Origin of the sequence: Nesterenkonia lacusekhoensis (assembly GCF_017876395.1) — a bacterium.
GTDB lineage: Bacteria > Actinomycetota > Actinomycetes > Actinomycetales > Micrococcaceae > Nesterenkonia > Nesterenkonia lacusekhoensis.
In genome coordinates this window covers 1,651,426-1,676,052 of the sequence record NZ_JAGINX010000001.1, presented here as the reverse complement: position 1 = coordinate 1,676,052, position 24,627 = coordinate 1,651,426, and the positions used below count along the sequence as shown (strand labels likewise).

Here is a 24,627-nt window from a genome sequence, read left to right as displayed (position 1 = left end):
GGTGTGTCCGGGCGAAACTCTGTACAGTAGTGGGGTTGTCGTGTGACAACATCCGCCATGCTGCAGTCCGCGGTGGCTGGCACCGGTCCCTGGCCCTCAGCTGAGGGCAAAGCTCGGTCTTTGTCGCGGCACAACGAATAAGGAGCTTTTCCATGGCTTTGGATCCCGCTGTCAAGCAGGAGATCATCAAGGAGTACGCAACCAAGGACGGCGACACCGGTTCGCCCGAGGTCCAGGTTGCTGTGCTGACGCGTCGGATCTCCGACCTCACCGAGCACCTGAAGGAGCACAAGCAGGATCACCACACCCGTCGTGGTCTGATGCTGCTGGTGGGTCGCCGTCGTCGTCTGCTCAACTACCTTGAGCGCAAGGACATCGAGCGCTACCGTACGCTGATCAAGCGTCTGGGTCTGCGCCGCTGATCCCAGCGAAGAGCTTCAGCGTCAAACGCTGATCACCAAGCGAACATGAAACGGGTGGCTCCTGCTTAGGGGCCACCCGTTTTGTATGCGAGACTAGTGGCAGCACCCGCTGAGAGACTGTATGCCCGGTCCTCGGTAGTGGCTTACGGGAGGCGTGAGTGTTCCCGCGCCCGTGGGCTTCGATCGAAGGCCGTCATACACATTTCCCTCTCAGTTGTGGTGTCTGCAGCCATGTGCTGCACAGCAACACTCATCAACAGAGAGGAGACACCTGCCATGCAGGGTCCCGAGGTTCACTATGCAGAAGCCGTGATCGACAACGGTCGTTTCGGCTCCCGCACCATCCGTTTTGAGACCGGCCGCCTCGCCAAGCAGGCCGCCGGCTCCGCAGTGGTCACCATGGACGAGGAGACCACGCTGCTCTCGGCCACCTCCGTCGGCCGCCACCCGCGCGAAGGCTTCGACTTCTTCCCGCTGACGGTGGACATCGAAGAGCGTATGTACGCCGCAGGGCGCATCCCCGGCAGCTTCTTCCGCCGTGAGGGCCGCCCCACCACCGACGCCACGCTGGCCGCTCGTCTGATCGACCGTCCGCTGCGCCCTGCCTTCAAGAAGGGCATCCGCAACGAGGTCCAGGTCGTCGAGACCATCATGGCGATCAACCCTGATGACCTCTACGACGTGGTCGCCATCAACGGCGCCTCCCTGTCCACCCAGCTCTCCGGTCTGCCGTTCTCCGGCCCGATCGGCGGTGTGCGTGTGGCACTGATCGACGACGGTCAGGGCGAGGCCCAGTGGGTCGCCTTCCCCAAGCACTCCGAGCTGCAGAAGGCCGTGTTCAACATGGTCGTGGCAGGCCGCGTGGTCGGCGATGACATCGCCGTCATGATGGTCGAGGCAGAGGCCACCGACAACTCCTGGAACCTGATCAAGACTCAGGGCCGCACCGCTCCCACCGAGGACATCGTGGCGGAGGGCCTGGAGGCCGCCAAACCGTTCATCAAGGTCCTGTGCGAGGCTCAGGCCGATCTGGTCCAGCGCGCCGGCAAGGAGCCGGTGGAGGTTCCGACCTTCGAGGACTACCAGGACGACGTCTTCGAGGCCGTGAAGGCTGCCGCTGAGGAGAAGCTCTCCAGCATCTACCAGATCGCTGACAAGCAGGAGCGCCAGAACGCCGATGAGGATCTCAAGTCTGAGGTCATCGAGCAGCTGGCCGGCGAGGGCAAGGAGTTCGAGGGCCGCGAGGGCGAGATCTCCAAGGCTCTGGGATCGGTGACCAAGCAGGTCATCCGCCAGCGCATCCTGCGCGACCAGGTTCGCATCGACGGCCGCGGCCTGGCGGACATCCGCCAGCTGACCGCTGAGGTCGAGGTCATCCCGCGCGTGCACGGCTCGGCGATCTTCGAGCGCGGCGAGACCCAGATCCTGGGCATCACCACGCTGAACATGCTGAAGATGGAGCAGACCATCGACAGCCTGTCGCCGGAGACCACCAAGCGGTACATGCACAACTACAACTTCCCGCCCTACTCCGTGGGTGAGACCGGCCGCGTGGGCTCGCCCAAGCGCCGCGAGATCGGCCACGGTGCTCTGGCAGAGCGTGCGATCGTGCCGGTGCTGCCCTCCCGCGAGGAGTTCCCCTACGCGATCCGTCAGGTCTCCGAGGCGCTGGGCTCCAACGGCTCCACCTCCATGGGCTCGGTCTGCGCCTCCACGCTGTCCCTGCTCAACGCAGGTGTGCCGCTGAAGGCACCGGTGGCCGGCATCGCCATGGGCCTGGTCTCCGACGAGGTCGATGGCGAGACCCGCTACGCAGCCCTGACCGACATCCTGGGTGCTGAGGATGCCTTCGGCGATATGGACTTCAAGGTCGCCGGCACCGAGGAGTTCGTCACCGCGATCCAGCTGGATACCAAGCTGGACGGCATCCCCGCCTCGGTGCTCTCGGCAGCGCTGAAGCAGGCCCGTGAGGCCCGCCTGCACATCCTGAGTGTGCTGACGGCAGCCATCGACGGTCCGGACGAGATGGCAGTGACCGCACCGCGCATCATCTCCGTGTCCGTGCCGGTGGACAAGATCGGTGAGGTCATCGGCCCGAAGGGCAAGATGATCAACCAGATCCAGGAGGACACCGGCGCTGACATCTCCATCGAAGATGACGGCACCGTGCTGATCGGCGCCACCGACGGCGAGTCCGCCGAGGCTGCCCGTTCGGCGATCAACGCGATCGCCAACCCGACCGTCCCCGAGGTGGGCGAGCGGTACCTGGGCACCGTGGTGAAGCTGACCAGCTTCGGCGCGTTCATCTCCCTGACCCCGGGCAAGGACGGCCTGCTGCACATCAGCGAGCTGCGCAAGCTCAACGACGGCAAGCGCGTGGACGACGTCGAGGACGTGGTCGGCGTGGGCCAGAAGCTGCAGGTCGAGATCACCAAGATCGATGACCGCGGCAAGCTCTCCCTGGCACCTGTGGTGGACGAGGAGGAGGGCTCCGAGGAGTCGACTTCCGTGAACACCGTGGTCGCTGAGGACGCTGAGTGATCCAGCAGTGATCCGGTTCTGAGCTGAGCTTCAGAGACACAGAAGACCCCCGCACCGTGCGACGGTGACGGGGGTCTTCTGTGTCTGGGCTGGTGTGAGGGCGGTCGAGGCAGTTCAGCGCCAGTGCCTCAGCGCGGCGGCTTCAGATCGCCCACCGCCGGGCCTTCCAGCAGGGCGCCGTCGTGGCTGAAGCGGGAGGCGTGCAGCGGGCAGTCCCAGGACCGTTCGGCGTCGTTCCAGGTGAGGATCCCGCCCATATGCGGGCACACCGCAGAGAGCTCGCAGGTCTCTCCATCCACTGTGGAGACCGCCACCGGCCTGCCGTCCTTGCGGCCGACCACGCCCTCGCCCTCGGCAGGAGGATCCTGGGGCAGACTGTGCAGCTGCGCCTGGGCCCAGTCGCCGAGCAGATGGGCCCCGACCTCCAGGTTGTCCTTGAGCCCGGTCAGCAGCGTGGCGCCGGTGAGCGAGGTGTCCATCAGGGTCTGCGCCCAGGGCATGGTGCCGCCGCTGCCCAGGTCCTGGTGCAGGAGCTCTGAGGAGAGCGCCAGGGCGGCGGCCACCCCGTTGGTCATGCCCCATTTGTTGAACCCGGTGGCCACGTAGATGTCTCCGCCGCCGCGGGGCAGAGCCCCCATGAACGGCACGGCGGTGCCCGCCCGGTAGTCCTGGGCCGCCCAGGCATGGGTGCGCTGGGCACCGGGGAAGTGCTCCTGGGTCCAGGCCTCCAGCTCGTCGACGGCCGCCTGATGTGAGGAGTAGCCGTGAGACTGGGCCCTGCCCACGACGTGATCGCTGCCGCCGACCAGCAGCAGCTCCTCGCCGGCGTCGGTGCCCTCGGGCAGCGGGACGGTGCGGGTGGTGCGGCTGGGAGAGTCGGCGCTCAGATACATGCCCTTCGGGCTCTGTCCCCTGGACTCGGCGGGGAGCCGGAAGCTCAGCGCATAGGAGCGGTGGGCTGTGAGCTTGGCGAAGTACCCGCCGCGGTCCAGGATAGGCGCTCCGGTGGCGAGGACCAGCTGATCGGCGCGCAGCCTGCCTGCCGTGGTCTCCACAGTGAGCGGGATGTCGCGGCGGTCGGTTCCGGTGACGCCGGTGACCCGGGTGCCTTCCCGCACCACGCCGCCGCGTTCGTAGAGCTCATCCACCAGGGCCTGCAGCAGCGCCATCGGGTGGATCTGGGCCTGGTCCTCCAGCATCAGTGCCCCGGTGACGGGGAAGGGGAGTTCCGTCTCCTCCGTCCACTGAGCCTCGACGCCGGCGGCTCGGCAGGCCTGTAGCTCCTCCTCCAGCGCGGAGCGGCCCTCCGCGGTGGTGGCGTAGGTGTAGGCGGTGCGGCGCTGACAGTCCACCCCGCGGTGGTCCAGGTAGTGCAGCAGCCAGGCCTGGGCCTCCCGGTTGCCGTCCACATAGGCCTGCAGCGTGTCATCGCCCTGGTGGCGGCGGATGTCGGAGAGCACTGTGCCCTGCAGCAGCGAGACCTTGGCGGTGGTGTTGCCGGTGGCCGCCGCGCCGATGCTGCGGGCCTCGAGGACAGCGACATTCTTGCCGGCGCGGGCCAGCAGCACCGCGGTGGTGAGTCCCGTGATGCCGGCACCGGCGCCGTATTCAAGTGGTCGTCGCAACACCTACCTGATGGAGGTGTTCGATGGGCATTGGCCCAAGGCAGAAGAGGGCAAGGGAATATCGCGGTCAGATCGTCTCTCCTGGGCGCCCAACGGTGGCTTGGCGCGAGGACCGTGTGCGGTTCTGGCAGGCCATCGCTGCAGGAGCTAAGACCCGAGAGGCCGGTGAAGCCGCCGGTGTCTCCGAGCCTGTAGCTCACCGTTGGTTCCGACATGCTGGTGGCGTGAATCCACACTTGGCCTCGACTGTTTCCGGACGGTATATCTCCTCCTCTGAACGGGAGGACATCGCTTTATGGCGAGCCCAAGACAGCGGGGTCCGTGAGATCGCCCGTCGGCTGGGGCGTAGCCCATCGACGATCTCACGGGAGCTACGGCGTAACGCCTCGACCAGGACCTATCAGCTGGAGTACAAGGCCTCGATTGCTCAGTGGCATGCTGAGCGGCGCGCCCGCCGTCCGAAGACCGCGAAGATGGTCACCAACGACCGGCTGCGCCAGTACGTCCAAGACAAGCTCAGCGGTGAGATCATCACCGCCGAAGGTGAAGTTGTCGGCCCCGAGGGCCCGGCCTGGGATGGAAAGAACAAGCCCCACCGTGGGGACCGTGAATGGGTCACCGCCTGGAGTCCGCAGCAGATTGCCAAGCGGCTGCCACTGGAGTTCCCCGATGACCCGACCATGAGGATCTCTCATGAGGCGATCTATCAGGCCCTCTACGTCGAATCCCGCGGCGGGCTTGCCCGGAAGCAGTCCTGGCACCTGCGCCGAGGTCGCACCAAGCGAATGCCCCGGGCCCGCACACGGCAGGAAGCCTGGGCTCATGTCACTGCCGAGACCGTGCTGCAGAAACGCCCCAAGGAGGTCGAGGACCGCAAGATCGCCGGCCACTGGGAAGGTGACCTGATCATCGGACTGAAGCGTTCGGCCGTGGCCACGTTGATCGAGCGCACCACCCGCTACGCGATACTGGTCCACCTGCCCCGCCAGGCCGGGTACGGGCAAATTCGACCAACGAAGAACGGCCCGGCACTGGCGGGGTATGGGGCGTTGACCATGAAAGACGCTCTGGCGAAGTCGATCACCCATCTGCCTGAGCAGCTGCGCCGTTCTTTGACCTGGGACCGCGGCAAAGAGCTCTCGGCACATGCGCTGCTGACGAAAGAGACTGGGCTGCCGGTGTACTTCGCTGACGCGAAGAGTCCCTGGCAGCGTGGCTCCAACGAGCACCTCAATGGTCTGCTTCGGCAATACTTCCCGAAAGGCACTGACCTCTCCAGGTGGAACGCCACCGAAATCGCAGCTATCGCCACCGCCATGAACAACCGGCCACGCGGGATCTTGGGGTGGCGCACTCCCGCCGAGGCGTTCGCCGATCAACTACGCTCAGTCCAACAACACACTGTTGCGACGACCAGTTGAATACGGCGGCGATGACGGCGTCGTAGTGGGTGCCGGACGTGAACCGTCCGGGCTCCCCCGCAGCGGGGGTGGGCAGGGTGATCGGGTGTGTGTCGAGCCAGAGGGAACGCATAGCGGGTCCTTCTCTCGGGTGCGCCTCCTCTTACAATAGAGCGTCCGTGTATCTGCTGTGAGCTGTGAGGGGTCTTACTCGTGTCAGTTGAGACGATGGTGCTCGCCCTGGAACTGGTGGGGACCTTCGCCTTTGCCGTCTCCGGGGCGCTGCTGGCGGTGAAGAAGGGGTTCGACATCGTCGGGTCCCTGCTGCTGGCCAGCCTGGCCGGACTGGGGGGGGGTGGTGTGATCCGTGACGTGATGCTCGCCCAGGGTGTCCCCACCGCGTTCGGCGCCCCGCTGTACCTGATCCCGGTGGCCCTGGCGGCTCTGCTGGTCTTCCTGCGGCTGATCCGGGAGGACAGGCTGCGCCGCACCCTGCTGGCCTTCGACGCCGTCGGGCTCTCCCTGTTCTGCGTGATGGGTTCCTTCATCGCCTATGAGACGGGGCTGAACCCGGTGGCCTGCGTGCTGTTGGGCGCGACCACTGCGGTGGGTGGCGGTGCGCTGCGCGATGTGGTGGCCAATGAGGTGCCACAGATCTTCAATCCCGACGGCGTCTACGCAGCACCGGCGTTCCTGGGCGCGGCCGCGACCACGACGGCATTGGAGCTCGGCATCTTCAACGCCTTCGCCGCGGTGGGCATTGCGGCTGGAATATTCGTGATCAGGTTCCTGGCGCTGAAGTTCCGTTGGCGTGTGCCACTGGCCGTGTTCCGGCCCGGCACTATCCGGTAGCAGGATCTTCCCCGCTGAACCCACCGGTCACCTAGACTCGTGGAGAAGACGTGGCTGAGAAGCCGCGGGCCTGGTGAGCATCCTTCAGGCCCGATGCCGTCGTCGCTGTCAGGGTATGACGCCCACGGGTCCTCGGGCCCGCCGGGATAGGAATCAGGAGTCTCTCATGCCGGTCTTCGAACACCAGTCCCACCTCCCGTTCTCCCGAGAGGATGTCTTCGCCTGGTACTCCCGTCCTGGGGCGCTGGTCCGGCTTCATCCGCCGTTCGCCGGAGAGGTGAAGCAGGAGCCCTCTCACGGTCTTGAAGAGGATTCCCGGTCCACATTGGGCATCAACCTGCCAGGAATCTGGGGGACCAGCCTGACGGCACTCTCAGGTCTGATCGGATCACAGCTCAGCGTGCCGCTGCGCACCCAACTGACCTGGCATGCCCGGCATACGGACTTCTCGCCCGGGCGGGGCTTCTCCGACGATATGGTCTCGGGGCCGGCCGCCCAGTGGTTCCACGAGCGCCAGTTCTCCGATGAGGGCGATGGGACGCTACTGTCCGAGCAGGTCCACTATGAGCTTCCGCTTCCGCGGCGGACGCCGTCAGCGGTCTCAGCCGCAGTGACCTCGCGGTTCGAGGCCGAGCTGCGCCGGATCTTCGACTACCGTGCACGCCAGACCGTGGAAGAGCTGGCCTTCCACCAGAGCCACGGCACACTGGTCTCATCCGGCTCAGCCGCTGGTGCGCAGCTGGTGCCGCCGGTGCGTGTGGCAGCGGTCAGCGGCGCCTCAGGGCTGGTCGGCAGGCAGGTATGTGCGCTGCTGGGTGGCGCGGGGATCGAGGTCCGCCCGATGGTCCGTGGCTCTTCTGCAGGCGTGCAGTCCTCTGCAGGCGCGCAGGATCAGCGCGTCATCGAGTGGGACCCTGCCGCGCAGGAGCTGGACCCGGACGACTTCGCCGACGTCGACGCTGTCATCCATCTGGCCGGTCACCCGCTGGCGGGACGGTTCACTGACAAGCATAAGCACCAGGTCAGATCGTCCCGTGTCCAGGGCACGGATCTCATCGCACGGGCGCTGGCGCATGCTGAATCCCTGGACAGCCGCGGGCGCGTGCTGGTCAGCGGGTCAGCGGTAGGGTTCTACGGTGCCAGGCCGGCGGACCGGACTCATCAGCAACAGCTGCTGACAGAGGACCTGCCCGCCGGCACCGACTTTCTGGCCGACGTCTGCCGGGAATGGGAACAGGCCACAGCCCCGGCGCACCGGGCCGGAGTGCGCGTGGCCACCGTCCGCACCGGCATCGTGCAGTCGCCGGCCGGAGGGGTTCTGCAGCAGATGCTGCCGCTGTTCGCCGTCGGGATGGGTGGCCCGCTCGGTGATGACCAGTGGCAGAGCTGGATCAGCATCGATGACATCGCGTCGCTGATCGTCCACGCGGCTCTCGAGCCATCGGTGGAGGGCCCGGTCAACGGGGTGGCGCCTGAACCGGTGATCGCCGGCGAGTACGCCAGGACGCTGGGCGATGTTCTGCACCGGCCCTCGGCCATTCCCGTGCCTGCCTTCGGCCCCACACTGCTGCTCGGCCGGCAGGGCGCCAGAGAATTGGCTATGGCCGATCAGCGCGCCAGTGCTGAGCATGCCCGCAGCACCGGCTACGGATTCCGCCACACCACGTTGGCAGCTGCGCTGCGTCACGTCCTTGGGAGATGAACCGGTCCGGCCGGGCACCGGCCGCAACACACTGAGGCTCAGGGGTCCGGCGGGGGCCCGGCAGGTTGGTCGGCTCAGTTGGCCACCGCGATGTACCCGTTCAGGGTGGACGCGTAGAGGATCCACGCCAGGTAGGGGAGCAGGATGACTGCGGCGGTCCGGCTGATGGGCCAGAAGGCGCGTGCGGTCAGGATCACCAGGATGATCAGCGTGATGATCACACCCAGTGCTGCCCACAGGGCGGCGTCGCCCCAGCTGGGATAGGCGGCGAAGAACAGCGGAGTCCAGGTGCCGTTGACCGCCAGCTGGACGAAGTAGAGCACCAGGGGAGTGGTCACGCGGGCCCGGTGGCGTTCCCGCCAGACCAGCCAGGCGGCGAGGCCCATCCCGATGTAGAGGACGATCCACACCGGCCCGAACAGCCAGTCCGGCGGATTCCAAGGTGCTTTGTCGGCCTGCTCGTACCAGCCGTCGGTGTGGGGCTGGGTGGCCTGGCTGCCCAGAAAACTGATCACCAGCGGGATGGCCACCATGAGGGCCAGGACGATGATCTGCACCAGCGGGGAGTCACGGCGGGAAGCGGTAGAGCGGCGCGCTGCGGACCGAGACGGAGCGGACGGGGACGTGCTGGACGCGGATGTCGGGCGGTTGGTGCTGTCGGCTTCCTGCATATCGACCTCCTCGGAGGTTCCCACCGTAGCGCCTGGTCAGCGCCGTGCCGAGGGGTGGCCGGCTGCTGGTCTGGTAAACATGGGGATGTGCGGCGCAGCCGATGAGCGAAGGAGCCCCTCAGATGTCTCAGGAACAGTCCGTGCCCGCCCCGTTGGATGTGACGCTCACCGGCGTACCCGGGCCGCAGGCGAGGAAGAACAACCCCTTCGACGCCGACCCGCGCAGCCTCTGGCGTGTGAGCCAGTATGAGCGGCCGCTGGATCTTGCTGCGGTTCCCACCAGGCGCCGCGCGGGGTTTGACGGCAAGAAGGCCGAGGGGAAGAAGATCTTGCACCAGCGTGGTGAGACTCTGGCTGATCTGCAGGAGCTGATGTGGGCCCATGTGAGGGCGGCCCCGGATCAGGAGCAGCGGGAAGTCGTCAAGGCGCTGGCCGCACGGGCCCCGCGGCGTACTCCCACGGAGAATCAGCGGCGCGAAGAGCTGTTCTCCCCGGAGGTGGAGGATGCTCTGCAGAAGCTGGAGCGTGGGCCGCGGCTGCTGCTGGTGCTGCAGGGGATGGACGCCTCCGGCAAGGGTGGCATGGTGAAGTCCGTGGTGGGCGCGATGGATCCGCTGGGTGTGGACGTGGCCGCCTTCGGCAAGCCCACCCGGGAGGAGTCCCGTGAGCACTACCTGCAGCGCATCATCCGCCGGCTGCCCACGCCTGGGCATGTGGGTGTCTTCGACCGGTCCCATTATGAGGATGTGTTGGTTCCCACGGTGCAGGGCAGCGTGAGTGAGCAGAAGCTGGCTGACCGGGTGGAGTCGCTGCAGATCTTTGAGCGTGAGCTGGTCCGCCGTGGCTTTGTGATCATCAAGGTGATGCTGCACATCTCCCCGGAGGAGCAGCTGGAGCGGCTGCTCTCGCGGCTGGACCGCGAGGAGAAGCACTGGAAGTTCGACCCCTCGGACGTGGACGCTCGCGAGGAGTTCGGGACCTACCAGACCATCTACAACGGCCTGCTGGAAGCCACCGACGCCGACTACGCGCCCTGGCATGTCATCGGCGCGGACCGTAAGTGGTACTCACGCCTGGCGGTCCAGGAGCTGCTCATCGCAGGGTTGGCGGACCTGAACCTGCACTGGCCCGCGGCGAGCTATGACGTCGATCAGGCGCGGAAGCGGTTGAAGAAGGCCTGAACCTCTGTCCGGCTGGGTCACCTTCTGGGTGCGGCGCAGCCGGCCGAATGCGCCTGACCTGGTGAGATAGAGTGCGCCACAGCGCTACCGAGTCGTACCGAACGTCCTGAGGGGGACCCTCGATGGAGAAGATCAGCCACAAGGATCAGCGTGCTCGCGCCACTCTGGAGATCCTCCGACGCCATGGGGCGGACACATGGGTGCCCCTGAATGATCTGTGGCATGAGGTCGTAGAAGCCGTCCCACTTTCGGAATGGGAACAGGAGTCTCTGACCTCCACGACGCAGGCCCGCGGAGAGAACAGCTGGCGCTGGTCGAGCACGGCGCTGGCGAACGCTGGATGGCTGTCGAAAGCGGACGGGCTGTGGGCGATCACTGAAGAGGGCGCGGCCGCACTGGAGCAGTTCTCGGGCGAGCAGCTGGCCGCAGAGTCGCGCCGGCGATACGCGGAGCTGAGATCGCTTCGTGAGGAGCAGATTCAGGAGAGGCTGGGTCAGGCCTGGCTCCCGAAGACCAACGCTGAGCGTCGAGTCGTTGAGGCCCAGGAACGGGTGATCGAGCAGGGACTGAAGAACGGGGAATCGATCTTCAGCCCGGGACGGTCGCTGTGGACTCGTCAGACGGTCTCTTCGCTACGTAGCCGATGGGCCAACACCCAGGACAGGAGCGACCGAGACTTCCTGGAGAAGCTGACCGACCAGCTCGCTGATGCCTCTGATGACGAGAAGCTCCTCATGGCAGAGGTGGTGACGGTACAGGTCCTGCCTATCATCGGGGTGGGCCATGCACGGAAGATGGAGCGGGTCTCCAGGATTCTCGGCCTGATGGCGCACCCAGTGGAGATCCCGCGGATCTTCTCAGAGGCCTTCGTGAAGGGCTCGTACCATCCGGGGCAGTCCATGTTGTCGCGCATCGACTTGGCGGTGACGCTGATTCTGAACATGCTGGACGACTGGACGCAGCGTGAGCAGGGGGCTCAGGAGGAGCTGCTGACGGACCCGAAGGCTTGGAAGCAGTTCGTCTACACGGTCGAGGGGAAGGGGTTCCCTACCCAGAGGAATTCGCTGCTGTACCTGGTGCATCCGGAGCATTTCGGGCCTGTCGTCGCCTCCGACGTCCGGACCAAGTTGGTGGAGACTTTCATCGGTGAGATCGGCGGCGTGCCGGGGGAGGACCTCGACGAGGACCTCCTGAATATCACCCTCTCCCTGCAGCAGAAGGCCGGGGCCCCGGTGGACTACTACAAGGGCGAACTGGCTTCCCGTTGGAAAGGGGAGTCTGCCGCGGAACCTGAGGAGGTTGAGACGCTGGAGGAAGACGCCGCGCCTGAGGCCTCGGACCTTGACCCGCGTGGCTTCGCCCCGGAATCCATCGACGTTGAGGCCTTGGGGGAGCGACTGACCTTTGACCCCGCATGGGTGCGCCGCGTGGCCAGCGCTCTGCATCGCCGTGGCCAGGTGATCTTCTACGGTCCTCCCGGCACAGGCAAGACCTATGCGGCCCGGCAGTTCGCAGAAGTGCTGAAAGGCAAGGGAAGCAGAGTCTCCCGCATCCAGTTCCACCCCTCCTACACTTATGAGGATTTCTTTGCGGGATACCGGCCTCGCGCAGAGGCCTCCGGCCAGCTGGTCTTCGAGCTGACCGAGGGCCCGCTTCGCAAGATCGCAGAGGAAGCACGAGCCAACCCGGAAGTACCTCATATCCTCCTGATCGATGAGATTAACCGGGCCAACCTCTCCTCGGTGTTCGGAGAGTTGTACTATCTCTTGGAGTACCGGGACGATCCCATCGAGGTGCTCTACGCCGGCTCCGGAGAGGACAGGGGCAACCAGTTCTCCCTGCCCCCGAATGTTTTGATCATCGGCACCATGAACACCGCCGACCGGTCCATCGCTCTGTTGGATTCGGCGATGCGAAGGCGCTTCTCCTTCTTCGAGCTGCACCCGGATGTGGCACCTCTGCAGGGAATTCTGGACCGATTCATCGCCCAGCACCCGCAGGAGTTGCCGATCACGGAGCTTTTCGACCAGCTGAACCGGCAGATCGCCGAGCGGGATGACAAGATCGGCCCCAGCCATCTGCTGCAGCGGGAACCCTTCACTGATGAACTGCTCACTGCTGTCTGGAACGAGAGCATCTTGCCGCTGTTGGAGGAACGCTATCTGGGCACGGAGGTGGACGTGCATGCCAGATTCGGGCTGGATGCCCTGAAACGTGCGGTCCAGACTGCGCAGGACTGAGATGTCGGCCGCGACTGGGCGTGCCCGGACAATCCGCGTCTCCGAGCGAGGCTGGACCGAGGTAGAGCTGACTGGAGCTCAGGCCGCAGCGATCCAGCGTCTGAGATTCTGCTCAGTGACGCCGGGAGTCAGCCCGGGAGTGTGGCGGATCGGGGACGTCACGCATATCGGTGCGGCATCGCTTCCCGGCCTGCGTATCGATATCGAGCCGAAGACCCCGCTGGAGAACATCCTGTTTCTGGCCTCCTACGCGGAGGAGCAGGTTCCCCTCGGACACGCTGTCCAGTACCAGGCGCAGGAGGGGCTGCCGAGTGCGCTCGCTGAAGCCTTCGTCCGGGCTGTGGAGTCGTGCACGAGAGGCGGCCCGCTGAGTGGTTACCGCACCGTGGAGGAAACTGGACACGTGGTCCGCGGTCGCTGGGACATCCCGCGACAGATCCGCACTCGGCCGGGCATCCCGCTACCGTTGGAACTGACGGTCAGCCGGTTCACTCCGGACATCGTGGAGAACCAGGTACTGCTGGCGGCTGTCCGCCTGCTGATGAGAGCTCCTGGGGTCACGGATGACCTGAGAAGGCGTCTCCGGGGCCAGCTCACCGCCTTTGAGGAAGTCACGCCATGGCAAGGGCGTGAGGCGCCTGAAGTGCCGCTGACTCGCCTGAACCGGCATTACGGTTTCGCGCTGATGCTGGCGCGGTTGGTGATCGAGGCGACCTCCTGGGCGCACCGGGAAGGGAGCACGGAGGGCGCGAGCTTCCTGATCAGCATGCCCGGGCTGTTCGAACGTTTCGTGCACCGGGTGCTGAGCCGCGAGCTAGAACCGCGAGGGTTGACGGTCTCCACGCAGGATCGCTCTTTCGCGCTGGACGAGGCGAAGAACGTGAGGCTACGCCCGGATCTCGTGATCCGCAGGGGAGATCAGGCGCTGGGGATCGCGGACCTGAAGTACAAGGTCTGGAACGCCGAGGCTGGCTCGCCTCCGAACGCGGACGTGTACCAGGCTTTGGCCTATGCCCTCTCAGCTGGCCTAGAAGCGGCTCACCTGATCTATGTTTCTGGCGAAGTGGCCCCAGCGGAGTACCGCATTGCCTCGGCAGGCAAGTGCATCCTCGCCCATACCGTGGACCTCAGCGGCGCTCCTGACGATATTCTCGCCTCTGTGCGAAGGCTGGCCACGGAGATCCCGCCGCATGTGGTGGCGGCATGAACTTCCTCAGCGAGCCACCCTGCCCATTCGGGAGGACGTGTTCTCGAAAGGAAGTTATTCATGTACATCAGCGCGACCGTCGTTCATTCGCGTGAGGGCTGGTAGCTTCGTGCTGTTACGGCGAGTAGCGTCTACGGCGCTGCGCGGTACAGGGTGCGGTGCCTCGTTCCGAGTGTTGAGGAACCGCACCCTTAATATTCAATGGGGTTCCGGTTGCTGAGCTTCATATATGTGATGCAGGGCCCCATGTCACAGATCTTGGATAAAGTGGCGAAGTAAGCACCCGATCAAACCACCCCATGAGAGCTCAACGGTGACCTTCAACCACGCCCAGTTCATCTGGTCTGCAGCGGACATCCTGCGCAACACCTATAAGCAGCACCAGTACGGGGAGATCATCCTCCCATTCACCGTTCTCGCACGTCTCGATGCAGTCCTGGCACCCACCAAGCAGGCTGTCCTGGAGGCCGCAGAAGCCTACGACCAGGACACCGAGCCGCCGCTGGGTCTTCTCCGCAACAAGGCGGATCATCAGTACAGCTTCTTCAACCGGTCTCGCCACACGCTGCACACTCTGCGCGGAGACACCTACAACCTGGAGGAGAACCTCCGCGCCTACGTCCAGGGCTTCTCGGAGAACGTCCGGGACATATTTGAGCAGTACAAGTTCGAGGACACCATCCTGGACCTCGCTCGCCACGATCTTCTCTTCGACCTGCTGAAGCACTTCGCCCAGGCGGACCTCCACCCGGAGCGGGTCAGCAACGAGCAGATGGGCCACATCTTCGAGGAGCTCATCCGCCGCTTCGCGGAGGCCTCCAATGAGACCGCGGGTGAGCACTTCACCCCGCGTGAGGTCATCGAACTGATGGTCACGCTCCTCGTGGCCGATGAGGAGAACCTCCACACCCCAGGAGTCGTCAGGGACGTCTATGACCCCACCGCCGGCACAGGTGGCATGCTCTCCGTGGCGGAGGAGAAGATCCGCAAGCTGAACCCACACGCAGAGGTCAACCTGCTCGGCCAGGAGATCAACCCAGAGTCCTACGCCATCTGCAAGGCGGACATGGTCACCAAAGGGCAGGGGATCGACAACATCGTCCTGGGAAATACCCTCACGGATCCCGCCTTCTCTCACCGCACTTTCCACTACGGGCTCTCCAATCCGCCCTTCGGTGTGGACTGGAAGCAGAACAAGCGCATCGTGGAGACCGAGCACCAGGTGCAGGGTTACGCCGGCCGGTTCGGCCCGGGTCTGCCCCGCGTCTCGGATGGCTCGCTGCTCTTCCTGATGCACCTGATCCATAAGCTGCGTGAGCCCGGCACGGAGGCCAACAACGTGGGTGGCCGGGGAGCGATCGTCCTGAACGGATCTCCGCTGTTCACCGGTGGCGCCGGTTCGGGCGAGTCAAATATCCGCAAGTGGGTCCTGGAGAACGACTATCTGGAGGCCATCGTTGGCCTGCCCACGGACATGTTCTACAACACCGGCATCTCCACGTATGTGTGGCTGCTGAACAAGGAGAAGCCGGAGAACCGCCGGGGCAAGGTCCAGCTGATCGACGCCACGGAGATGTTCACTAAGATGCGGAAGTCGGTGGGCTCCAAGCGGAAGATGCTCTCTCAAGAAGACATCCGCCGGGTGGCACAGCTGTACAGCGAGTTCACCGAGTCGAAGCACTCCAAGATCTTCAAAAACGAGGACTTCTTCTACCGGACCATCACGGTGGAGCGTCCGCTGCGTCTGAACTACGCCTTCACTGCGGAGCGGGTCGAACGTGCGCTCTCGTCGAAGGCAGTCGCCAAGCTGGACGAGCCGGTCCGCGAGGACCTTCAGAAACTGTTGGAGGAGGCCTCCCAGGAGTCCTCGACGGTGTCTCTCAGCCGTGATGCCTTCCAGAAGGACCTGAAGTCCAGGCTCGATGCGGCATCAGTGAAGCTGACCCCTGCTCAATTGAAAGCTCTGATGCAGGAGCTCTCCGAGCACGACGACGACGGCGAGCTGGTCACCAAGCGTGGCGGCTCTCCCGAACCGAACACCGCACTGCGCGACACCGAGAACGTGCCATGGGACGTGGATATCCACGAGTACCTTGAGCGCGAGGTCAAGCCTTTCGTCCCTGACGCGTGGATCGACGAGTCCAAGACCAAGGTGGGAGTGGAGATCCCCTTCACCCGGCACTTCTATGAGTACGTGCCGCCGCGGCCCCTCGAAGAGATCGACCGCGACCTCGACGAAGTCCTTGGCCGTATCCGCACCCGCCTCGAGCAGGTGAAGGCATGATGACTATCCCCTTCGGCCGATTGGTCACACGGTTGGATAAACGGGCTGGTGGAAAAGCAGACTACCGGCCTCTGCTGTCGGTCTCGCAAACGCACGGTGTTGTACGTTTTAGTGAACTGCACGACGGTGAGCCACGAGCTGAGTCACTGGAGAACTACAAGCTGGTAGAGACCGATGACATCGTATTGAATCGAATGAGTGTCCGGGCGGGCGCCGTGGGAATCGCGTGCGAGCCCGGTCTCGTTACACCGGACTATGAGGCGTTGCGCGTCAACGACGGCGCGGATCCACGATTCATCAAGTATCTCATGAAGTCATCTTGGTTCATTAGTGAGATGGTTAGGCGTGAGCGTGGCATCGGCGCTGGGGGCGGGCAGGGAGTGCGTACCTCTCGTATTTCGTTCGCCGATATGCGAGTGATTCCCGTCGAGCGGTTTCCGCTCGACGTTCAGCGCGCGATCGCCGACTACCTCGACCACGAGACCGCCGAAATCGACGCCTTCATCGCGGACCAGGAGCAGATGATGCGACTGATTGATGAGCACTGGAAATCAAGCCTCATCGAGCAGATCCAGCGTGGGGGTTCCCAAGAGGAGCTTCGGGAGACAGGACTCGAAACGTGGCCGCAGGCGCCTGCCGCGTGGTCGGAAGAGCGCCTTAAAGCGTCTGTGCTCTCGCATAAGAACGGCGCCTGGGGTGCAGATCCCTCAGAAGACGATCAAACTGTGCGTTGCATCCGTGTCGCAGATTTCGACAAGAAGCACGGTCGAATCCACAGTCGGAGCGCTACCGATCGCTCTTACGCGACGGACGTTGTTCAACGCGAAGGGCTCCGGCACGGTGATCTTCTTATCGAGAAGTCAGGTGGAGGCCCTTCTTCTCCGGTGGGTAACGTGGTGCTCTATGAGGGCGAGGGAGAAGAGATGTACTCCAACTTCACCGCCCGAATCGTAACGCCGAACTGGGTGGATAGTCTCTACGCGCTTTACCTCCATAAGAGTCTTTACCTCTCAGGGGTGACTAGCCGGTCCGTCAAGCAATCCACCGGGATCCAAAATCTCGATATGGGGATGTACCTCGACGAGCGCGTGTACCTGCCTCCTTTCGATCAACAGCGAAAAATCGCAGCGCAGATCGAGGCTGAGAGGGAGTCACTTGACCGTCTTACCAAGGATGCTCAGGTAGCGCTCGAATTGGCCAGGGAACGAAAGTCCGCACTGATCTCAGCTACTGTGACGGGCCAGCTTGAGGTGGACCGTGAGCGTGGAGCAGGACAGCTTGGGAGCGAAGGTCAGGAGGCGAAGTGAGTCAGATCCACCACGAGGACACGTTCCAGCGGGAGATCGCAGACTACCTGGAAGCCCATGGGTGGCTCGTTTCAGCGAACTCGACGGGGTACGACAAGGAACGTGCCCTCTTCCCTGAGGACCTCCTCGGGTGGCTGGCTGACTCTGATCCCGCGAACTACGGCCGCATCGTGCCAACCGGTGGCGACGGTGCCGCACGTGAGAAGGGCCAGAATCGCATCTTGGACCGTGTCGCCAAGACTCTTGCGCTCAGCGAGGACCAGGGCGGTGGAACGCTCAGCGTCCTGCGGAACGGCGTCACCGTTCCCGGTGCTCGTCGGTTCCAGTTGATGCAGCCACCGGTCTCTACGGACCTGAATCCCGACGCCACACAGCGTTTTGCTCAGAATCGGCTTCGTGTGGTCCGCGAAGTCGTGTATTCCACGCGGCACAGCAACCGGATTGATCTGGTTCTCTTCCTCAACGGGATCCCCGTCGCCACTGTCGAGACCAAGACGACTTTCAGTCAGAGCCTCAAAGAGGTGAAGAAGCAGTACCGGAAGGATCGGCACCCGGCAGGGGAGCCTCTGCTGACACCCTTCCGGGGTGCTCTGGTTCACTTCGGCCTCACCGACGAGAACATCGTCATGACTACAGCTCTGCAGGGTGAGGACACGTTCTTCCTGCCTTTCGACCGAGGCCACGACAACGGGGCCGGGAACGCCCCCATTCCGGGGAAGCACCGCACCAGCTACTTCTGGGAAGAGATCCTAGAGCGGGACACCTGGCTCAACCTCATCTCCAAGTTCATCTACGTCAACCACGAGAACCGCGCTGACCCGCTTACCGGCAAGGTAGAGACCCGTCGGCAGATTCGCTTCCCCCGCTACCATCAGTGGCGGGCCGTGACTCGATTGACTGAGGCGGCAACGACGGAAGGGCCCGGCCACAAGTACCTCATCCAGCATTCCGCTGGTTCGGGAAAGACCGACTCCATTGCCTGGACCGCTCATCGCCTCGCCGACCTGCAGACCGCAGATGGCAACAAGGTCTTTGACTCGGTCATCGTGATCTCCGACCGACAGGTTCTGGACCGCCAGCTTCAGGATGCCGTTGACCAGCTGACCAATGCTTCTGGCAAGTTCCAGCCCATCGTCAGCGGAAGTGAGGGATCGAAGACGGCCCAGCTGCTCGAGGCCTTCGCCGCAGGGGTGCCCATCGTTGGACTCACCCTGCAGACCTTCCCGCATGCTCTCCAGAAGATGCGGGAAGAAGGCGGCGCACTCAGCGGCAAGCGGTTTGCCGTTATCGCGGATGAGGCGCACTCATCACAGAGCGGTGCCGCCGCCAATGCTCTCAAGGAGCTCCTCTACAACAACGAGGAGGCAGCAGGCGATGGCCTCGATGAAGGTGGGGCAGATCAGGATGCCCTCAATGCCATGGCCGCGCGGGTAGATGAAGACAAGCGCATCAGCTACTTCGCATTCACCGCCACGCCTAAAGCCAAGACGCTTGAGGTCTTTGGGCGCCGGCCCTCCGAAGGTGAGGAGCCCAAGCCTTTCGACCTGTACTCGATGAAGCAGGCCATCCAGGAGGACTTCATCCTGGACGTCCTGAAGAACTACACCTCCTACGCAGTGGCTGCTCGCATTGCGCGGCGCAGCGACTCCGGTGGTGAAGAGATAGATATCCGGCGCTCGACTCGCGCCATCATCGGCACGGTGGAGCTGCACCCCACGAATGTGGCGTCGAAGGTGCACGAGATCATCGAGCACTTCACCCGTGTGGTGCAGCCCGAGCTCGGAGGCCGTGCCAAGGCAATGGTGGTGACCTCTTCACGCGCAGCCGCGGTGAGGTACCACCGTGCGTTCCAGCGCGCAGTGGCGGACCGGAACCTGAATCTGAAGTCTCTTGTGGCATTCTCCGGGGAAGTCGATGACCCGGATGTGGAGCCAATCGCCGGTGGCGATGCCCCGCAGGTGACGGAGACCTCCGAGAACCCGGAGCTCCTGGGACGCGACCTGGCAGACGTCTTCCGGCAGAGGGATCAGCACGTGCTGATCGTCGCGAACAAGTACCAGACGGGTTTCGACGAGCCGTTGCTGGTGGGCATGTACGTGGACAAGAAGCTCTCCGGCATCTCCGCAGTGCAGACACTGTCCAGGCTGAACCGCCAGGCCAAGGGCAAAGAGAAGACGTTCATCGTCGACTTCATCGAGGAGAACTCGGCTCGGGTGCAGGCAGCGTTCCAGGAGTACTACGAGGACGCGTCCCTGGTGCAGGAGTCGGACCCCGACTTGGTGGCGGATCTGATGATCAAGCTCGAGAACGAGCGCATCTTCACCCGTGCTGAAGTAGACCGCTTCTGGGAAGCATGGCGCGACCCTAAGGGGCAGAAAACCGCCCACGCACAGATCAACAGTGCAATCGGTCCCGCGGTCGACCGATACCAGCACCGCTGGCGGCAGGCCGTGGAGACCTTCCAGTCCACGGAGGACAACTCCGAGCTGGAGACCCTCAAGGAGTTCCGACAGACTCTCGGCCAGTACGCGAAGACCTACGACTTCTTCAGCCAGATCCTGCATTACGGGGACGAGTTCTACGAGAAGCTCGCCGCCTATGCTGAGAAGCTCCAGCGGAAGCTGACCGTGTTCACCGAGGACGACACCGACCCGGACTGGGTGGACCTCGACGACATCGTCCTGACCCACTACAAGCTGGAGAAGATTCGGCAGGAGGATCTCTCGGCTGCAGGTGGAGGAGAAGGTCTGCGAGGCGTGACCGAAGCAGGCATCGCCAGAGTCAACCGTGACGACAGAGGCTCCTGGGAGGAGATCCTGGAGAAGGTCAATAAGTACTTCGGCGGTCTGGACATCACAGATGAGGACAAGGTCTCCGAGATGGAGTTTCTTGTGGAGAAGGCTGCGGAAGACGAGCGTCTCAAGCGCCAACGGCAGACCAACACTCGTGTGGACTTTGGGCATTCACCGACGCTCCGGACGGTCGCGGAGGACACCATCTGGCGCTATGAATCCAATAAGTCGCAGATCGTGGAGAAGCTCCGGTCCATGACTCCTGCCCAGCAGGCCGAGTTCTTCATGGACATGGGCCTCTACGAGCGCCTTGCGTCTTGACGGAGGGGTCGTGCTGAGAGGGAGGTCCGGTCTCTGCCATGGCCCGTCGCGGGCCTGCTGCTCAGAGAGGGCGACGTCACAAGATCATCCCGAGGTTGGGGTACCTGCGGAGAGGAAGAAGTAGGGGTATGGCTAAACGGAATTGGCCGCACGATGGGGCGATTGACTATTTGCTCTCCGATGAACGGTCTGAGCCAGTCTTCTCCCATCCGAAGGACCCTCTCGTCGAACAACATACGACTAGTCTGTCGTTGGCCCGGGCCCTCGGCGTGAGCCTCCTTAGCCGTTTGGGAGAAGTTTCGTCACCCGTTCACGTCTGGGACCCAGCAGCTGGGACTGGCTACGCCGGCGCGTTGCTTGTGGGCGCGCTGACGTCCACAGGTACCAACGTGCGATTCCGCGGTCAAGACATCAGTTCCATGGCGGTAGAAGCAAGTCAGAAGCGCTTCGAGGGCCTCGCGGATGCGGAGATAGTCGCGGTGGATTCGCTCCAAACCGATGCGTTTGAGGGATACGCTGCGGACCTTGCCATCGTCGATGCTCCCTGGGGATTGCGCTGGGACCCCTCGGTTGTTCAACCACGCCATGATAAGGGAGCTTTCCCATACGGGTTGCCAAATAGGGGGGATTCTTCGTGGCTGTTCATATCGTTGGCCCTGGCTAAGCTGCGTTCACCTGACGAAGGTGGTGGACGGGTCGCCGCGTTGGTGGATCCTGGCGCACTGAGCTCAGGCGGGTCGTCCGCGGCGGTTCGTAAGCGGATTCTCGAGGAAGGGCTGCTCGAATCTGTAACTAGGCTTCCTGACGGGCTGGCGCCGAACACGGCGCTTCCACTTTACTTGCTGACCTTCTCGAACAGACCTCAGGACGTCCGCCGTGACAAGGTGCTTGTCGCTGACCTTCAAGCGATGTTCTCGAAGTGGGGCCCTCGACGGTCGATGTCGGCGGAGGCGTTTCGTGAACTGGTATTCGGACTGAAGACGCGAAAATCTGGTCCGAGGGCTCGCCTCATTACCCTTCGACAGCTCATTCGCCGGGATGTCTGGGCGTCAAGGGCGACCAGTCATGGCAAGGAGCTTTCGTGGAAGCTCACCACATATGGCGATACTTCGGTTGATGACGAGCTCCTGGAAGCTCGCTATGGTGAGGGAGCCGGTGTGTCTCTTACTGGTGTGCCTGAAGAGCTCCTTGACTTGGACCCCAGTCGGTTCTTCGCGCGTGAAGCTCGAGAACTTCATAAGGGCCTGGAGTCCCGAGCGTGGCCACGTCGGCGTCTGAGCGGCTTCTTGGAAGCCGCGCCAGAGGTGGCAGACGCTGATGGGGAGGCACAAGCTCACCGAGTGTTCGTGCCTACAGGACGAGGGCGCTCGGCGGTGGGCGCACCTGCCGTAGGGGTTGAAGGGCGCGTAATTTCGGTCGCCATCGACGCTGACCGACTGGACTCGACGTTCCTTGCGGCGTGGCTCAATACACCAGAGGGGATGATCAGCCGACGTCTCGCGATAGACGCCGCAGGGAAGGGCGCGTTTGTTAAGGCTGTCAGGTCGGACGGGCGTTCTCTTACGAAGTGGGCAGAGGAACTGACTGTTCCTGTCCCTCCCCTCTGCGTCCAAAAGGGGATCGCCTCTGCTGATAAGCGACTCCGATACTTCCAATCTGAGTTGGATTCGGAGTTGGCCAATATCTGGGCAAAACCTGAAAGCGCAGCAGACATCGTTGACCGCTTCGAGCGAGCATTCGACGATTCTCTGGAGGCGTGGCTCGATCAACTTCCGTACCCAGTCGCTTCAGCTCTGTGGACCGCGGTGACTGTCGCTCCCATGGGAGACCAGCAAGAGGCATACTTCCATGCCTGGGAAGGGATGGCCGCGTTCCATGCGACCGTCCTTTTGTCGGCTTGTCGAACCGATGCGTCTCTTAGCCAGGAGATTGAGGATTCTATCCGGAGGACCTTTCACAAGAACGGTCTTGGGATTGAAAGAGCCTCGTTCAAAACTTGGGTCATCATTGCGGAGAAGGTCGCGCGCGAGTTGCGAAGAGTCTTGGGTGCCGATGACGTGGACGACGAGGCCCGGGTCTTTCGAGCATTCGCCGGTCTGTCTCGGGATGGAATCGAGCGGCTTACTTCTCCAGAAGTGATTCGAAAGTTCAATGATGTGAACCACAAGCGGAATGTTTGGGACGGCCACGGCGGTTTTGCTCCACCTGAAGAGAAAGAGCGTCGTGTTACCGAACTTATCAATGACCTCAAGGACCTCAAAACTATTATAGGAGACGTTTGGATGAAACTGCGCCTGGTCAGGGCAGGACGCAGCAAGCGAGGTCGTGACGGATATCTGCAGGAGGCAGAAGTCGTTATTGGAACGCGGTCTCCTTTTGTCACGCAGGAATTCGCCGTCGGCGATCCGATGATACACGGTGATCTCTACCTCATCCGTGATGGGTCAGAGTCACCGTTACCACTGGCGCATTTCGTCCAACTACGCTCGGCGCCGAGGAGTGCTCAGTTCACGACGTATTTCTATAACCGGACTGAGGGTTCGAATGTCCGGATGGTGAGTTATCAGCACGGTCCGGATGGCGAAATAGTGGACGACGTGGAGGCATTCCGCGATCAGTTTGGAGCGCTTGCTCAGCAATAGGGGTGACTGCAATCGCCGAGGGCCTGCATGGTCATAGGGGAGTCCTTCCTAACCTCGCCGTCCGCCAGGTGGGGTGTCGTAAACGGTGGTCGCGAGTGAGGCCTGAGTGCTTCACCTTGTCGCGCGTCAGACTTAGTGGCAGGGCCGTTATGTAGGTCCTGAAGGAGAGTCAGTCATGGGTAGACCACCCTCGATTCCGGCGGAGAAGAAGACCCGGATAGTGCTGAGCGTGCTGGCCGGCGAGATGTCCATCGCCGAAGCGGCACGCAAGGAGAAAGTCAGTGAGCAGTCCATCGGACGGTGGAAGGCCGAGTTCCTGGAAGCCGGCAAGACCGCCCTGGTGGCCGGCAGGTCCGGACCATCCTCCCGAGAGGAACAGCTGGAGGCCGAGGTCGCCGAGCTGACCCAGGCCTTGGGCGAGGCACACCTGGAAGCCAGGGTGTGGAAGAAGTCCGCGGAGGGCCGGCTGGGCCCTTCGAGGACCTCGAGGTGATCCGCGTGGAAGCGGGCATGTCGACCGCGAGGTTCTGCCAGCTCTTCGACATGCCCGAGCGGACCTGGCGCCGCTGGCAGGCCAAGGCCCGCACCGGGACGGCGGTGAAGGGACCGTGGCCGCAACCGGGACGGCAGGCTGCCAGGGAACTGGTGGTCAAGCACGCGCTGGCCCATCCGGCGTGGGGGCATCGGAAGATCTGGGCAATGGTCCGCCACGACGGGCATGTGGTTTCCGAGGCGACCGTGCTGCGAATCCTGCGCGACGAGGGGCTGATTCTGCCCGCGCAGTACCAACGGGAGCGACGGAAGCTGGCCGAGCGGCGCAAGGCCGCGTTCGCCACCGAGCCCTCAGGCCCGAACCAAGTCTGGCAGCTGGACTTCAGCGAGTTCGAGACCACCACCGGAGGGACCTGGCGGCTGGCCGGGTGCCGGGACTACTGGTCCAAGTACGAGCACCCCTTCCACGTTTCGCCCACCGGGAACCAGCACGACGCGATCGACGCGATCGAGTTGGCCCTGGCCGACTACGAGGCCATGTTCGGTCACCCGCTGGTCGAGGCCTGCCCGGTCGATCCCGAGACCGGTGAGCTGTTGCCCGTGGTGACCATCGTGACGGACAACGGCGGGCCGTTCCGGTCCTTCCGCTTCGAGTCCTTCATCGCCGCCCACCCCGAGCTACACCACGTGCGCACCCGAGTGAAGACCCCGGGGCAGAACGGGTCCCGTGAACGCGGCTTCGGCACGCTGAAGTACGAACGGCTCTACCTGGACGAGATCGACGACGCGATCGTGCTCGCCGAGCGGGCCGAGGACTACCGGATCGAGTACAACGAGCTCCGGCCCCACGAGGCCATCTCATGGAACCGGCCCAAGGAGGTGCACCTGGGCCTGGCCGACCCCACCACCCCGACATTCAAAACCAAGGAAATCCTGCCAACTACTTGA

The 24,627-nt window shown here is 63.6% G+C and carries 16 protein-coding genes; 14 read left to right on the top strand and 2 right to left on the bottom strand.

Annotated elements, in window-relative coordinates:
• Window positions 1-152 precede the first annotated feature (152 nt).
• Together rpsO and JOF45_RS07880 are read left to right on the top strand one after the other, a co-directional pair.
• Window positions 153-422, top strand: coding sequence for a 30S ribosomal protein S15 (gene rpsO / locus JOF45_RS07885; protein ID WP_210048922.1), 270 nt, complete (start codon window positions 153-155; stop codon window positions 420-422).
• Window positions 423-698: 276 nt separating this feature from the next.
• Window positions 699-2,963: a polyribonucleotide nucleotidyltransferase gene (locus JOF45_RS07880; RefSeq protein ID WP_210048920.1), complete on the top strand. Its 2,265-nt coding sequence runs from the start codon at window positions 699-701 to the stop codon at window positions 2,961-2,963.
• Window positions 2,964-3,091: 128 nt separating this feature from the next.
• Here JOF45_RS07880 and JOF45_RS07875 read toward each other — a convergent pair whose 3' ends face one another.
• A complete protein-coding gene (locus JOF45_RS07875) occupies window positions 3,092-4,591 on the bottom strand; it encodes an FAD-dependent oxidoreductase (protein WP_210048917.1) in 1,500 nt (499 codons plus the stop codon).
• A gap of 20 nt (window positions 4,592-4,611) precedes the next feature.
• On the opposite strand from JOF45_RS07875, the gene JOF45_RS07870 reads away from it, so the two are divergent.
• From JOF45_RS07870 to JOF45_RS07860, 3 genes are all read left to right on the top strand, one after another.
• Window positions 4,612-6,009 carry an IS30 family transposase gene (locus JOF45_RS07870; protein ID WP_210047787.1) on the top strand — a complete coding sequence of 466 codons (1,398 nt, stop codon included), beginning with the start codon at window positions 4,612-4,614 and terminating at the stop codon, window positions 6,007-6,009.
• A gap of 192 nt (window positions 6,010-6,201) precedes the next feature.
• Window positions 6,202-6,840 carry a trimeric intracellular cation channel family protein gene (locus JOF45_RS07865; protein WP_342591437.1) on the top strand — a complete coding sequence of 213 codons (639 nt, stop codon included), beginning with the start codon at window positions 6,202-6,204 and terminating at the stop codon, window positions 6,838-6,840.
• A 166-nt stretch (window positions 6,841-7,006) separates the two neighbouring features.
• Window positions 7,007-8,542: a TIGR01777 family oxidoreductase gene (locus JOF45_RS07860; protein ID WP_210048916.1), complete on the top strand. Its 1,536-nt coding sequence runs from the start codon at window positions 7,007-7,009 to the stop codon at window positions 8,540-8,542.
• A gap of 74 nt (window positions 8,543-8,616) precedes the next feature.
• Here the strand turns inward: JOF45_RS07860 and JOF45_RS07855 are convergent, their stop codons facing one another.
• Window positions 8,617-9,099, bottom strand: coding sequence for a TspO/MBR family protein (locus JOF45_RS07855; RefSeq protein ID WP_342591436.1), 483 nt, complete (start codon window positions 9,097-9,099; stop codon window positions 8,617-8,619).
• Between the two features lie 236 nt (window positions 9,100-9,335).
• Here JOF45_RS07855 and JOF45_RS07850 point away from each other — a divergent pair, with 236 nt between their 5' ends.
• From JOF45_RS07850 to JOF45_RS07810, 9 genes are all read left to right on the top strand, one after another.
• Window positions 9,336-10,394 carry a PPK2 family polyphosphate kinase gene (locus tag JOF45_RS07850; protein WP_210048915.1) on the top strand — a complete coding sequence of 353 codons (1,059 nt, stop codon included), beginning with the start codon at window positions 9,336-9,338 and terminating at the stop codon, window positions 10,392-10,394.
• 122 nt (window positions 10,395-10,516) lie between these two features.
• A complete protein-coding gene (locus JOF45_RS07845) occupies window positions 10,517-12,634 on the top strand; it encodes an AAA family ATPase (RefSeq protein WP_210048914.1) in 2,118 nt (705 codons plus the stop codon).
• 115 nt (window positions 12,635-12,749) lie between these two features.
• A complete protein-coding gene (locus JOF45_RS07840) occupies window positions 12,750-13,841 on the top strand; it encodes an McrC family protein (protein WP_210048913.1) in 1,092 nt (363 codons plus the stop codon).
• 313 nt (window positions 13,842-14,154) lie between these two features.
• The gene (locus tag JOF45_RS07835; protein ID WP_210048912.1) at window positions 14,155-16,125 is read left to right on the top strand and encodes a type I restriction-modification system subunit M; all 1,971 of its coding nucleotides are present in this window, start codon (window positions 14,155-14,157) and stop codon (window positions 16,123-16,125) included.
• A complete protein-coding gene (locus JOF45_RS07830; RefSeq protein ID WP_210048911.1) occupies window positions 16,122-17,432 on the top strand; it encodes a restriction endonuclease subunit S domain-containing protein in 1,311 nt (436 codons plus the stop codon). Before JOF45_RS07835 ends, JOF45_RS07830 begins: the two co-directional genes overlap by 4 nt.
• A complete protein-coding gene (locus JOF45_RS07825) occupies window positions 17,429-20,545 on the top strand; it encodes a type I restriction endonuclease subunit R (RefSeq protein ID WP_210048910.1) in 3,117 nt (1,038 codons plus the stop codon). The genes JOF45_RS07830 and JOF45_RS07825 overlap by 4 nt, the downstream gene beginning before the upstream one ends.
• Window positions 20,546-20,673: 128 nt before the next feature.
• Window positions 20,674-23,187, top strand: coding sequence for an N-6 DNA methylase (locus JOF45_RS07820; protein ID WP_210048908.1), 2,514 nt, complete (start codon window positions 20,674-20,676; stop codon window positions 23,185-23,187).
• A gap of 175 nt (window positions 23,188-23,362) precedes the next feature.
• Complete coding sequence (locus JOF45_RS07815; RefSeq protein ID WP_010080477.1) at window positions 23,363-23,680, top strand: transposase; 318 nt, start codon at window positions 23,363-23,365, stop codon at window positions 23,678-23,680.
• A 17-nt stretch (window positions 23,681-23,697) separates the two neighbouring features.
• Window positions 23,698-24,627: an IS3 family transposase gene (locus tag JOF45_RS07810; RefSeq protein WP_152744531.1), complete on the top strand. Its 930-nt coding sequence runs from the start codon at window positions 23,698-23,700 to the stop codon at window positions 24,625-24,627.

What these genes read in the sequence shown, in the direction of transcription:
- rpsO (WP_210048922.1), top strand. Translation starts at nt 153, where the DNA reads ATGGCTTTGGATCCCGCTGTCAAGCAGGAGATCATCAAGGAGTACGCA.
- JOF45_RS07880 (WP_210048920.1), top strand. Translation starts at nt 699, where the DNA reads ATGCAGGGTCCCGAGGTTCACTATGCAGAAGCCGTGATCGACAACGGT.
- JOF45_RS07870 (WP_210047787.1), top strand. Translation starts at nt 4,612, where the DNA reads ATGGGCATTGGCCCAAGGCAGAAGAGGGCAAGGGAATATCGCGGTCAG.
- JOF45_RS07860 (WP_210048916.1), top strand. Translation starts at nt 7,007, where the DNA reads ATGCCGGTCTTCGAACACCAGTCCCACCTCCCGTTCTCCCGAGAGGAT.
- JOF45_RS07850 (WP_210048915.1), top strand. Translation starts at nt 9,336, where the DNA reads ATGTCTCAGGAACAGTCCGTGCCCGCCCCGTTGGATGTGACGCTCACC.
- JOF45_RS07845 (WP_210048914.1), top strand. Translation starts at nt 10,517, where the DNA reads ATGGAGAAGATCAGCCACAAGGATCAGCGTGCTCGCGCCACTCTGGAG.
- JOF45_RS07830 (WP_210048911.1), top strand. Translation starts at nt 16,122, where the DNA reads ATGATGACTATCCCCTTCGGCCGATTGGTCACACGGTTGGATAAACGG.
- JOF45_RS07820 (WP_210048908.1), top strand. Translation starts at nt 20,674, where the DNA reads ATGGCTAAACGGAATTGGCCGCACGATGGGGCGATTGACTATTTGCTC.
- JOF45_RS07815 (WP_010080477.1), top strand. Translation starts at nt 23,363, where the DNA reads ATGGGTAGACCACCCTCGATTCCGGCGGAGAAGAAGACCCGGATAGTG.
- JOF45_RS07810 (WP_152744531.1), top strand. Translation starts at nt 23,698, where the DNA reads ATGTCGACCGCGAGGTTCTGCCAGCTCTTCGACATGCCCGAGCGGACC.